We start from the raw sequence: 12,888 nt of genomic DNA on the forward strand, positions 1-12,888 counted from the left end.
CTTCTATTCCTCAAACTCCGCGAAGTTTACATTTTCTACAATCCAGCGCTTGCGAGGGTCCACCTTATCGCCCATCAGCGTTGACACGCGACGCTCCGCCTTGGCAGCGTCATCGATCTGCACCTGCAGCAAGGTCCGTGATTCCGGGTTCATCGTTGTTTCCCACAGTTGTTCCGGGTTCATCTCACCCAGCCCTTTATAACGCTGCAGCTCATAATTCTTGAATTCCTTCAGGTAATTAGCCAGCTGCCCTTCTGTCCAGGCATAACGAATCGTTTCCAGTTTCCCGGATTTGCTGGCGATTTTATATAATGGAGGCTGCGCAAGATAGACACGGCCTTCATCAATCAGCGGTTTCATGTACCTGTAGAAGAACGTGAGCAGCAGCACTTGAATGTGAGCGCCGTCCGTATCCGCATCGGTCATGATAATAATCTTCGAATAATTGCTGTCCCCAGCCGTAAATTCCGTGCCGATCCCCGCACCAATCGCAGAGACAATCGCACGATATTCATCATTCTTCAAGATATCGGCAAGCTTCGACTTCTCCGGATTCATCGGTTTCCCTTTAAGAGGCAGAATGGCCTGGATTTTCGAATCCCGTCCTTGCTTGGCAGAGCCTCCTGCGGAGTCCCCTTCCACAATAAACAATTCGGTTCTTGAAAAATCCTTCGATTGCGCCGGGGTCAGCTTGCCGCCAAGGTTCGAGCTTTCACTGCGTTTCTTACCGCTGCGCATTTCATCGCGTGCTTTACGAGCCGCTTCCCGGGCTTTAGACGCCTGAATGGCTTTCTTCAGCAGCGTCTGAGCAACCTGAGGATTCTCTTCAAGGAAAATCTGCATCTTCTCGGTGACGATGCTGTCCACGGTGCTGCGGGCAGAGGCGCTTCCCAGCTGATCCTTCGTCTGACCGACGAATTCAACCTCAGCCATCTTGACGCTGATGACCGTCATCATGCCTTCGCGCAGATCGTTTCCTTCAAGATTCTTATCCTTCTCCTTCAGGAGATTGTTCTTGCGGGCATAATCATTCATCACGCGCGTATAAGCCGTCTTAAAACCCGTCTCATGTGTACCGCCGCCGCGGGTCGGGATAGAGTTTACGAATGAGGCCAGCGTCTCCGTATAACCGGCATTATATTGAAGGGCGATTTCGACCTCGATGTCATCCTTCTCCGCGTAGAAATGAATCACATCGTGCAGTACATCCTTGCCTTCATTCAAAAACTGTACGAACTGGCTTGCGCCGCCTTCATAGAAAAATTCTTCCCCATTTCCGCTTCGCTCATCTTTTAATACAATGCGAAGTCCTGAATTCAGGAAGGCGATTTCCTGCAAGCGCTCTGCAAGCGTGTCGTAATTCAAATGCGTGCCTGTAGTAAATACACGCGCATCCGGTTTAAACGTAATCTTCGTTCCCGTTTTGTTGGTGTTGCCGTGCACTTCAAGCCCGGTTACCGGTTCACCGACATGCTCTTTCCCTTTAGCATCCTGCCAGTATTCGAAGCGCTGGCGATGAACTTTACCTTCGCGGTAAATTTCAACTTCCAGCCATTCGGACAACGCATTCGTAACCGATGCGCCAACTCCGTGAAGACCGCCGGACTTCTTGTACCCAGAGCCTCCGAACTTACCCCCGGCATGCAAAATGGTAAATACAACTTGCGGGGTTGGTATGCCTGTCTTGTGCATTCCTGTTGGAATTCCGCGCCCATTATCGTATACCGTCGCGGAACCGTCCTTATGCAATGTAATTTCAATTCTCGAGCAGTACTTGGCCAAATGCTCGTCTACGGCGTTGTCCACGATTTCCCAAACCAGATGATGCAAGCCTGACGAGCTTGTGCTCCCTATGTACATGCCTGGCCGTTTGCGTACCGCAACAAGGCCTTCGAGCACTTGAATGTCGTCAGCATCGTATCCTGAACGGCTGTTACCGCCATTCTTTGATGACTCTGCAAACATATCGATCTGTTCGACCATTCATGCTCCTCCTTCAATTTCACGTATCGAGTGTATTTCTTCGTTCAATATTTTAGAAGAACGCTGTTCTCTAAAAAAATGCAAACAAATGTTTCATGCTTTGTCCATTTTAATTCAAGATATCCCTTCTCGTAAAGACACTGAATGAAACAATAACCGCACAAGCCGCCCAGAGGGCCAATACGATAAGAGAAAAATTCAATGTCATCCCTTCAATCGGCGGCAAATTACCTGCCAAATAATTTGTCAAATTCAGGTTCACCATGAACAAATATTTCGCACTGCTCCAGGCCGAGGCCATATTGGTCAATATATTGCCCGCAATCAGAGCCGCCATCATAATCACGATGCTGGCCGCCGTACTGCGCACCAGCACCGACACCATAAAAGCAAGCATACCTATACAGATGCCAACGAACCACACCAAACCGCCCTGCATCAGCAGGTACTTCCACTGGGGCACGGCATGAACTCCTGACATATCCACCTCAGAGCCAACGATCTGGAAGCCAGTGAATACCGGTATATCAAATCCCTTGTACCCGAAGGCAAGACCGGATATCAGATAAGCAATAATATAAGTGGACAATACAATCAGAGATGTAAACATGATCAGGGCGATCAGTTTGCTCAGCAGCACCTTCCAGCGCTTGACTGGCCTTGTAAGCAGCATCTTGATGGTTCCTGTCGTCCGTTCGCCGGATACAATATCCGATGCAATGGCCATAATGAGCAGCGGGATAAACAGGGATATCGCATTGTTCAGGAACTCCCGCGTGAATGTAACCCCGTTTGGTTGATTAGGATTCACATCATGCTGCAAATAATACTGCATTTGCTGAATAAAAATCAGACGATATCTTTTCCACTCATCCGGCACCCTGTCACTGCTGAGTGAATTCTCATTATCCGTTATCCGCTGCTGAAGCTCAAGCCGCCAGTCACTGTTGAACTTCTCCTGGCTCCGCTCCGCCGATTTCATCTGGGCATAAGTAAACATGGGTACAAGAGCAAGCAGAACAAGCAGGACAACATAGAAGCGCTTCCGTTTTATGATCTTAATGCACTCATTCTTGATCAGAGGCAAAAGACTACTCAATGCTCTCACCTTCCGTCATTTGCAGGAACAGCTGCTCCAGCGTAGGATTGATCCGGTGAACTTCCCGGACCTGTACACCCCCGGATACCAAGCGTTCCACTGCCCTTGACGTATTATCCGAGCTGATTCGGGTCACAACAGCTTCCGGCGACATGCCTGCCAGCAGATTATCGTCAAGCACTTCCTCCGGATGATTAACGATCTCACAATAATCCAGTTTTTGCAAAATCCTCTTCCCTTGCACTGCCGGATTAAGATCCCAGATCACATGATCACTATTGCCTGCAATCAATTCGTCAACCTCACCGACCGCCAGCACTCTTCCACTGCTGATGATCGCCACACGGCTGCACAGAAGCTGAATCTCGCTCAGTAGATGACTCGATACAAACACCGCCAGCCCTTCCGCGGCTAATTGGTGGATGAACTGCCGCATCTCTTTGATCCCCTTCGGATCAAGACCGTTGGTCGGCTCATCAAGAATAAGCAGTTTGGGCCTGCCAAGCAGTGCCTGTGCAATCCCCAGGCGCTGCCTCATCCCCAGGGAATACGTGCTCACCTTGTCGTGAATCCTTCGGTCCAGCCTCACGGTGTTTACAACTTCCTCAATCCGGTGCTGATCGATGCCGGGCTGCATCCGTGCAAAATGCTCGAGATTTTCCCATCCCGTCATGTAGGAATACATTTCAGGATTCTCTACAATGGATCCAATATAACGCAGTGCCTGTTCCTGCTGACGGTTGACGTCATACCCGCATACCCTGATCATACCAGATGACGGCTTAATCAAATCTACCAGCATGCGGATTGTGGTTGTCTTTCCAGCCCCGTTAGGACCGAGGAATCCAAAAATTTCTCCTGCACGGACGTCAAAGGAGACATCATGTATAATCCATTTTCGACCGATTTTCTTTTTTACATGCTGGACGGATAGTACGATTTCTTGCGCTTGTTCATTCATCGATTCCAACTCCCCATATGACATGTCTCTGTGACTAGAGCATTCCCTGCACAATTCGATCCGCTATAGCCTGATATCCTGCACCATTCGGATGAAAGTGATCCGACGACAGATATTCGCCTAGCTTGTGCTGGAACAGATCAAATGTCGGGACCAACGTCATATTGGGATCCCTGTTCACGATTTCCATGGCCGCTTGATTCCATGCAGAAACAACGATATTGCCGGGTATCAGCAATTCTTCCAAATCGGAAAAGGGATGATACAAACCGACATAGACAATTCTTGCCTCCGGGTTGATCAAACGTATCTTTTCCAAAATCGCCTGCAAACGTTCGGAAGCCATTGGCAATGCCCCCATTAACTTCGCAGGATCAAGCTCCAGCTCATCGGGGCTGGTCGCCTCCTCCATTAAATCGCTCCCCTGAAAAATATCATTGCCGCCGATGGAGAGCATGATGACGTTTGCTTGCTTCAACGCGTACTGTATTCCTTTATCGTCCAGCTTCGGCAGGAGCCCCTCGGTTGTCATTCCGTTGATAGCCAGATTAGCCAGAAGTTTGGCTGTTCGCCCGTCACCGTTCATCTGATCGACGCTTCGACGTACAAACCCGCTTCCGGAGTTGTCACCTGTTCCTTTGGCAAGCGAATCTCCGATGGCTGTTACCTTCAGATCTTTCGGCAGTGCAGGAAGGGATGGCCCTTGATCTGGTTTCGCCGGTGCTGCCTCTTCGTCGGATATCTCTGGTTCGCCTCCGGATAACAAAGGCTCGCCTTGCGGATTATTAATATCCTTGAAAGCATACACAAAACCCAGAATGAGTACAATCGTTACAATAACCGAAACGGAGGCAGTAATACGCCATATCCATGCAGATGATTTCATGACATTCCCCCTACAAAATTCCTCATTACATTACCTTAAGACTTCTATAAAAAATTTGCAAATCGCAACACGCAAATAAGACTGCCCCGGACGCAGTCTGACGACGTGCTCGGGGCAGTCCTGATTCATATAAATGATATTAATTGCTTATTGGCTAATGAATTCTTGAACCCAGTATCCGTTGTAGTATCCTACACCGATCATGGTGAAATTCGGAGAAAGGATATTCTCACGGTGTCCTTGGCTGTTCATCCAGGAGTTCATCACTTCTTGTGGTGTGCGCTGTCCCTTGGCAATATTCTCTCCAGCATAGCCGAAGGAAATACCGTAAGCTTTCATCATATCAAATGGCGAGCCATGCGTCGGGGACGTGTGGCTGAAGTAATTGTTGTCACTCATGTCTTTTGCTTTATCAACGGCTACCGTAGTCAGTTTTGCATGTACGGTCAGCGGCTTCAGACCTGCATTTGCACGTTCTTTATTCACCAACGTCACAACCTCGGAAGCAAAATTGGATTGCTCCGTGGTACCTGTCGACTCGGAAGGCTTGGACGGTGTAGTAGATGGATTGCTTGTTTCCGGTTTGCTAGCCTCTGGTGTGCTCGTTTCCGGTTTGCTTGTTTCTGGTTTGCTTGTCTCTGGTTTACTTGCTTCTGGTTTGCTTGCTTCTGGCTTGCTTGTCTCTGGTTTGCTTGCTTCTGGAGTTTCAGCAGCTGGCTTGTCTGTCTGAGGTTTTTCCGTTTGCGGCTTCTGAACTACGCATTTGAATTGTGATTCATAACCTTGGCTCTCTAGAAATTTTTGAATCTTTTGCTGCCAGTTTAAATAATTATTGCTCTCAGCAGGTGCGGCAGACGCCGTAGTTGGAAGCATAATGCCAACAGCCAGTACAGCAGCAATACTTCCACCCGCGATTTTCTTTATCCACTGGTTATTCATGAATACTCATCTCCCTATGCTCGTAGTTGTAGAGTTTGCCTGACCGTCCATTCTTTGGTGTGAACTTCTTAAGTGTAGGACGATCAAACAATAGTTACATTTTTGTAATCAGGTACGAACACATTGTAACACATTTGATACCTTCAGCAATCCTACAATTGTTGGAAAAGAAGCCTTTGATTCCTACTTCCTATTAATCCGCTTTTGTCACACTCAAGTCCTGGTTCCTGATTGAATCCTGTGTCTTATGAACGAAACTATTAATATGATCTTATATCGGATACATGCCGTAAAAGTTTAAGTCACCAATCAAGAAAAAACCCATCCCGGGGAGGGATGGGTTTAATGAAAAGACGAGGTTACAGTTTTTTGCTAAACTGGTATCCAGCCTTTTCAAATCCAATATGTTCATAAAATGCATGTGCGGGAGCAAGTTCTTCCCGGTTGCCGCTTGTGAGAAACAAGAGGTGGCTACCATGCTGTCTTCCCCATGTCTCTGCACCGCGTATTAGTCGTTTGCCAATTCCTTGGCCGCGGCAGCTTGAGGTTACAATAACCGAAGTGATTTGAGTGACCGGTTCGGTCATAGTGAAGGATTTGACTTGACGAAGCATGATCATACCAACAACAACGCCATTAACCTCTGCAATCAGATTGCCGTATAACGGATTGTCGTTCATCGCTTCCATCCGTTCGCGCATAACATTAAGCGTGGTCGGATAATTAAGTTCTCGCATCAAGGATGTGACAGCTTCCAAATCATTCTTCTCAAAGTTTCGAATCAGCAGTGCAGGCGCAGATAATACGCTTTCGATGCTCATTATACCCTCATGCTTCCCTTCTTCTATGAATTCTGAGTAAACTCTATATCTATTTTGTAAGTTTATGAAGAAGATTGCAAGTATCAAGCGACATTTTTTTTACATTTGTGTCGGTTTTGTTAAACCTTTGTTAAGCCGTTTTTACAAAAATCGGTATTGAGCTTCAATCAACCCATGGTAAGTCCCCTGCTTCTGCATAAGCTGGCTGTGATTTCCTTCTTCAATGATCTCGCCATGGTCAAGCACAACGATATGATCGGCATGCCGAATTGTTGATAAACGATGCGCCACAATGAAGGAGGTTCTGCCCTGAAGCAGCACTTTCAAGGCTCCCTGAATTTTCAGTTCCGTCTCGGTATCGATACTGGCTGTTGCTTCATCGAGAATCAGGATCCGCGGATCGGCAAGCAGTGCTCTGGCAAAGGACAGCAGCTGCCGCTGACCCATGGACAGCATGTTTCCGCGTTCTTCCACCTCGGTTTCATATCCGCCAGGCATCTGAACGATAAATTCATGAGCACCGACAGCCTTGGCGACTTCCTCAATCTCTTCGTTCGTGGCATCCAGACGACCAAAGCGGATATTCTCCCGAATGGTTCCCGAGAATATAAACGTATCCTGCAGCACGATACCAATCTGGTTTCGAAGGCTTTCAACCGTCACCGACTGAATATCATACCCGTCAATCGTCAGCTTGCCATCCGTTATATCATAGAAACGGCTAAGCAGATTGATAATGGTGCTCTTGCCCGATCCCGTATGGCCGACCAGTGCTATCGACTGACCTGCCTTCACATCGAGGTCGATGCCTTTAAGGGCCTGGCGTCCTTTTTCATACTCAAACACCACGTTCTCCAGCTTGATATCCCCTTTAATCGTGGGCAGTTTCTTTGCCCCGGGCTCATCATCAATGCTGGGCTTCTCGTCAATAAATTCAAAGATACGCTCAGAGGAGGCCATCGCCACAAGCAGCTGGTTGTACATTTGCCCAAGCCGATTGATCGGCTCCCAGAAGTTTCCTACATATTGAGTAAAGGCAATTAACAAACCAATGGTCAGCTCGCCTTGTTGAATCAAGGTCGCACCGAGCCAGAACAGGATCAGTGAGCCGAAGCCACCGGTAATTTCGATGAGCGGCCCAAAGCCCTGGTTCATAGCAGATGCTCTATCCCAAGACTTCTTGCTGTCCATATTCATGTTATCAAAAAACTTCATATTCTCTTCTTCCTGCGTGTAGGCCTGGGTCACGCGGATACCCTGAATCGATTCATTCAAATGGGAGTTAATCCGCGAGTTCCGAATCCGTACATCCTGCCATGCACGCCGAATGCGTACACGGAGTTTGGTCGAGATGAAGAACATGATCGGTACGGTAACAATAACAGCTAGACCAAGCTTCCAGTTTATTAACAGAAGAATGACCACAATACCTACCAGCTGCACGCAGTCGATGATCAGATTGACAACCCCGTTAGTAAACAAATCCTGCAAGGAGTTAACATCATTCGTAACCCGGACCAGAACCGAACCAGCTGGGCGCTTGTCGAAGAAATTAAAGGACAGACGCTGAATGTGCCGGAACAGATCTGCTCGCAGGTCATAGATCACTCGCTGACCGATGATATTCGTAAACTTGATCCGGAATATCCCTGCAACCCATTGAATGATATACATCACCAGAACGGCTATCGTAATCTGATACAGCAGGGTTAGACTCGGGTTCCCGTTCTTGGGTTCGATAGCCCGGTCAATGGCCAAACTGGTTAAGAACGGTATGGCAAGCTTCGTTATGGTGCCGATGACCATCATCAGTCCGATCAACGGGAGAATCTGTTTGGCATAAGGTTTCATATACGAGATCAGCCGAGTCAGCTGTGTCCAGTTAAACGGTTTTTCAATCGCATCATCGTCCTTGTATACAAAACGCTCATTGGTTTCTTCCGAGTTTTTCTTCATCCTGGGAATCTTTTGCTTCTGATGCGGTTCAGTATTTACATTGGAGTTCATGCTTGCACCTGCCCTTGCGTACCGCCTGATTGAGCTTGCTTGGCGATAAGGTCCGCATATTGTATTTTATATACATCCTGATAAGGTCCTGGCACTGCAATCAAATCGTTATGCTTGCCGCGCTGCACAACACTCCCCTCATCCAGAACGAGTATTTCATCCGCATGGCGTAAAGAGGAAATCCGGTGAGCGATAATAAACGTCGTTCTGCCGTTCATGACTTCCTGGAAGCCGGATTGAATTTCGTGCTCGGTTTCCATATCCACTGCGCTGGTCGCATCATCCAGGATCAGAATTTTCGGATCCTTCAGCAGAGCCCGGGCTATTGCGATCCTCTGCTTCTGTCCACCGGAGAGTCCCATTCCCCGTTCGCCAACAATCGTATCGTAGCCGTCCTTCATCTCCATGATGAACTCATGAGCTTTGGCCAGCTTGGCTACCCGGATGATCTCTTCCATACTGACGTTTTTCATCCCGTAAGAAATATTGTTTCGAATACTGGACGAGAACAGGAATGTCTCCTGGAATACCGTGGCGATCTGACCCCGTAAACTTCGCACCTTGATATCATTAATGTTGACTCCGTCCAGTTTAATGCTGCCTTGATTTACATTGTAGGCATGCATCAAGAGCTGAATGATTGTCGATTTGCCAGAGCCCGTTCCGCCAAGCAAACCAATAACGGAGCCGGGACGCGCATCCAGATTAATATCTTTCACGGCAGCCATCTTATTGCCATAAGCGAAGGTGACGTTATCAAATACGACGTGTCCCTTCACTTCGCTTGGCACCAGGTCTACCGCACGCTCGCGGTCTTCCACATCAATCGGCTGATTCAGCAGCTCCAGCACACGTTCTCCGGAAGCCTTGGACTGCGTATAGTTGTTAATGTGGAAGCCAATTCCCCATAAAGGGCCGATTATGTACCAGATCAAGGTGAAGAATGCTGCCAGCTCCCCCACGGTCATGGAGCCTTTGATAACCATGCCACCGCCGACTGCAAGCAGAATGACGACACTGATATTCGCAAACAGCTCCATCATCGGGAAGTAGCGTGCCCATAGTGAAGAGGCAAATATCTGGTTGGTTTTGTAGCGCTCATTCCGTTCGGAGAACTTCTCCACTTCGTGAGGTTCGCGTGCAAAGGATTTAACGGTTCGAACGCCCGTAATATTCTCCTGAACCGCGGTTGTCAGCGAGCTCAGCGCAAGACGCATTTCCTGGAACGCCGGATGGATCCTGGATTCGAACTTCAGGGCTGCCACAACCAGGAATGGCATCGCTACCAAAGTAACCAGCGTTAATTGCCAGCTGATGGTAAACATCATGATGGAACCAAAGGTCACCATCAATACTAAGTTAAGAAGCTGGGCAAAGCCGAACCCGATAAACATCCGGATTGCTTCCAGATCCCCCGTAAGCCGCGACATCAAATCCCCGGTCCGAGCCGTGTCATAATAGCGAAATGATAGAAATTGCAGTTTTTCATAGCAGGCGTTTCGCAGCGAGTATGCCAGGTAATTACCCAGCCTCCCTCCAAAGAATCCATGCAAAAACTGCATGAAGGCTTTAAGGATGACCACACCCAGCACTGTAAGTGCGAGCTGCGGTACGATCCCGTAATTCTCCAGCTTGATTGCATCGTCGATCAGCACTTTCAACAGCTGCGGATAGACGAGTCCCAATGCGGTTGCAATCGCCAGACACAGCATGGAAAGAAAAAGATAACTTCGTTTTTCCCAAAAGAAGCCCTGCAGTTGCCTGAGAACATTCATGTTTATCCTCCTTTGGATTATTTTCGTTCAGGTTATGTAGCATTTATGAAGTTTATCATCGACCCGAACCCGCGGCAAAGAGGGAAAACCGTCATAAATGAGCCAAAAGGACCTAAAGGCGGCAAATAGTATAACTTATCTTTGTTTCATGATTAAATCATCGGGAATTCTCATAAATACTAGGGGATATAATCACATTGTCAGTCCCTACAACCATCAGGCTTCATCCACTCTTTTCGACTTTTTTGAACATGCTTACAAAAGGGTAAAATCCTAACCTGCTTTCATCCTAGTGACGAACGCTGGAACGGATAAAAAGACGCGATCCCATCCCCTTGACATGCCTCTGCTAATCTTGGAAATCTAATTTAATTAGGACAAAAGACGCCCCGCCAAGATGGCATACGGGACGTCTTTTTAGAGAAAACATGTAAATTTGGGGTTCGCAACAGACAGAGATCCGCGAAAGAGCACAACGGCTATTCTTGTGGGACTTTTATTGAACCGGAAGAATTGCTATGCACTCTTAGTCAGACGATTAACCTGATCAGGTCCGCTCATGCTGCACAGTCGCGGACAATGCATCCAATTCGTCAGCCAGTTTTCTCCACATCATCGGGGATTGACCATCCTGCAGGGAACTGATGATGGCAGCCATGGATTCATTAAGCTGCTCCTCCAATACCGATACCTGATGCTTCAATGAAAGGGCGCCCATCTGTACATAGTGATCCGTTAGCTGTTCTTCACGCATGGCGACTACATCCGCTATCGCTTCCTTTACCTTCGGTTCGGCTGCTTCACGAAGTTTGGAGCTGCCGCTGCCTTCAAAGAAATGCTTCGGGTTCTTAAACAGCGACCAGTAGGATAACCAATCTCCTTGAATTTGGAGCTCCGTTTCTCCAAGTGCCGGCGCTTCCCAGTCCGATTCCCGCCGAATCCCAAGCGACAAGCCCTCGGCCATGCCATTCATATCGGCTGCTGCCTTGGCAGCCGCACCTTCGGTTAATGTGCGGCCGGCCTGCTCCAGACGAAGCGTTGTCGCCCACAATTCCTGATCCAGCTCAATGGACAGTGTCCGCATCAGATCACGGCCGCAGGCCGCAAATGCCGCTTTCAGATGGCCTGCGTCTTCCCGAAGTACGGAAGGGTTAAAGGATTCCTGGAAAAAACGATTCATCGCGTAGTCCAGCCGCTGCCGTACATGAAAGAGCAGCTCGCTGCTTTCTTGCGATATTTCCCGGGTTATGTTGTGCTCAGCCAACGCGGCCAGGGTAGATAAAGCTTGCACATGAGCCTCTTTGAGCTCAGTGATTTTACGCTCGCGCGTGGTTTCATCCTGGGCAGCCATATCCGCCCAAGCGCTGATGCGATTCCGCACCGAGGTTATCTCGTCATAACCCGCACGTTGTGACAGCCTTGGCAGCTCTTCCACAGCGAATCGGCTGATCGCTTGTTCAAAGACAGGGAAACCTGACTCCGCCAAGGTGTCTTCATCCTCATCCTGCTTGCTGCTCAGTGCAGCCAAACTGGACACGGGGAATATATGCGGGCTGCCCACTCCGCTTGCGGTGAGGTTGCTGCGAACATGTTTCACAACCTCCTCCAGCTCCTCTTCGGATTGTGCAAGATCAGCCGCATTGACGATAAAAAACATCTTATCCAAGGCAAAACTGTCTTTCACCCGACCAAGCTGGGACAGAAATTGTCTGTCCGCTTTCGAGAAGGCATGGTTGTAATAGGTGACATAGACAATGGCATCCGCATTCTTTATATAATTGAACGTTACACCGGTATGACGGGCATGCAGGGAATCGGCTCCGGGCGTATCCACCAGTACGATCCCTTGCTCCGTCAGCGGGCAGCTGTAATACAAGTCAATCCCTTCGACAAAACAGGACTTGGTTTCATCTGCTACATAGCCGCGGTATTCGGCCAGTTCTACTGTTTCCGTGGTACCCAGTTTCGTCTCCATCTCATTCCAGCCGGAGGCGGCTGCCTTCAGGAATCCGTAATGCGGCAGTCCTGCCGGATGAATGCCGCCTGGGGTTAGTCCCTCCGCTACGCTCCGCCAATTCCCCGGATTCGGCTCTTCCAATCCCAATACGCTGAACGAATACAACAGATCGTCCCACCACATGTCGCGGCTCTTCATCCGCACGGCTGCAGTACCATGGGCATTCCCCTCAGCCGGTGCAACAATCCGGTTCACCGCCGCCGTTGTCGGATGCGGTGACACCGGCAGGACCGACTCGCCAAGCAGGGCGTTGGCGAAGGAGGACTTCCCGGCGCTGAACGCTCCGAACAGCGCCAGGGTGAACGAGCCGCCCGCAAGCGCATCCGCGCGGGCGGTTAAATCCCGCGCGGCCGATGCCAGCGCGGGATGCGGCGCCAGCAGCGCGGCGGCAGCGCGCAGC

9 protein-coding genes are annotated in these 12,888 nt (G+C 49.1%); all 9 read right to left on the reverse strand.

The window, feature by feature from the left end:
* Positions 1-3: 3 nt before the first annotated feature.
* The gene (parE, locus tag PGL02S_RS23990; protein WP_006209572.1) at positions 4-1,983 is read right to left on the reverse strand and encodes a DNA topoisomerase IV subunit B; all 1,980 of its coding nucleotides are present in this window, start codon (positions 1,981-1,983) and stop codon (positions 4-6) included.
* A 109-nt stretch (positions 1,984-2,092) separates the two neighbouring features.
* Positions 2,093-3,082 carry an ABC transporter permease gene (locus PGL02S_RS23995; protein ID WP_006209571.1) on the reverse strand — a complete coding sequence of 330 codons (990 nt, stop codon included), beginning with the start codon at positions 3,080-3,082 and terminating at the stop codon, positions 2,093-2,095.
* The gene (locus PGL02S_RS24000; protein WP_006209570.1) at positions 3,075-4,043 is read right to left on the reverse strand and encodes an ABC transporter ATP-binding protein; all 969 of its coding nucleotides are present in this window, start codon (positions 4,041-4,043) and stop codon (positions 3,075-3,077) included. The genes PGL02S_RS23995 and PGL02S_RS24000 overlap by 8 nt, the downstream gene beginning before the upstream one ends.
* Before the next feature lie 34 nt (positions 4,044-4,077).
* Complete coding sequence (locus tag PGL02S_RS24005; protein ID WP_036636958.1) at positions 4,078-4,929, reverse strand: GDSL-type esterase/lipase family protein; 852 nt, start codon at positions 4,927-4,929, stop codon at positions 4,078-4,080.
* A 147-nt stretch (positions 4,930-5,076) separates the two neighbouring features.
* A complete protein-coding gene (locus PGL02S_RS24010) occupies positions 5,077-5,868 on the reverse strand; it encodes a CAP domain-containing protein (protein ID WP_036636956.1) in 792 nt (263 codons plus the stop codon).
* 359 nt (positions 5,869-6,227) lie between these two features.
* Complete coding sequence (locus PGL02S_RS24015) at positions 6,228-6,689, reverse strand: GNAT family N-acetyltransferase (protein WP_006209567.1); 462 nt, start codon at positions 6,687-6,689, stop codon at positions 6,228-6,230.
* 141 nt (positions 6,690-6,830) lie between these two features.
* Positions 6,831-8,696: an ABC transporter ATP-binding protein gene (locus PGL02S_RS24020; RefSeq protein ID WP_036636954.1), complete on the reverse strand. Its 1,866-nt coding sequence runs from the start codon at positions 8,694-8,696 to the stop codon at positions 6,831-6,833.
* On the reverse strand, positions 8,693-10,471 hold the full coding sequence (locus PGL02S_RS24025) for an ABC transporter ATP-binding protein (RefSeq protein ID WP_036636952.1): 1,779 nt from the start codon (positions 10,469-10,471) through the stop codon (positions 8,693-8,695). The genes PGL02S_RS24020 and PGL02S_RS24025 overlap by 4 nt, the downstream gene beginning before the upstream one ends.
* Before the next feature lie 547 nt (positions 10,472-11,018).
* The coding region (locus PGL02S_RS24030) for a dynamin family protein (RefSeq protein ID WP_174806179.1) at positions 11,019-12,888 on the reverse strand (1,870 nt) is incomplete at its 5' end.

The sequence above is a fragment of the Paenibacillus glucanolyticus NBRC 15330 genome (assembly GCF_004000885.1).
In the GTDB taxonomy this organism is placed as follows: domain Bacteria; phylum Bacillota; class Bacilli; order Paenibacillales; family Paenibacillaceae; genus Paenibacillus_AQ; species Paenibacillus_AQ glucanolyticus.

What these genes read in the sequence shown, in the direction of transcription:
- parE (WP_006209572.1), bottom strand. Translation starts at nt 1,983, where the DNA reads ATGGTCGAACAGATCGATATGTTTGCAGAGTCATCAAAGAATGGCGGT.
- PGL02S_RS24015 (WP_006209567.1), bottom strand. Translation starts at nt 6,689, where the DNA reads ATGAGCATCGAAAGCGTATTATCTGCGCCTGCACTGCTGATTCGAAAC.
- PGL02S_RS24025 (WP_036636952.1), bottom strand. Translation starts at nt 10,471, where the DNA reads ATGAATGTTCTCAGGCAACTGCAGGGCTTCTTTTGGGAAAAACGAAGT.
- PGL02S_RS24010 (WP_036636956.1), bottom strand. Translation starts at nt 5,868, where the DNA reads ATGAATAACCAGTGGATAAAGAAAATCGCGGGTGGAAGTATTGCTGCT.
- PGL02S_RS24020 (WP_036636954.1), bottom strand. Translation starts at nt 8,696, where the DNA reads ATGAACTCCAATGTAAATACTGAACCGCATCAGAAGCAAAAGATTCCC.
- PGL02S_RS24000 (WP_006209570.1), bottom strand. Translation starts at nt 4,043, where the DNA reads ATGAATGAACAAGCGCAAGAAATCGTACTATCCGTCCAGCATGTAAAA.
- PGL02S_RS24005 (WP_036636958.1), bottom strand. Translation starts at nt 4,929, where the DNA reads ATGAAATCATCTGCATGGATATGGCGTATTACTGCCTCCGTTTCGGTT.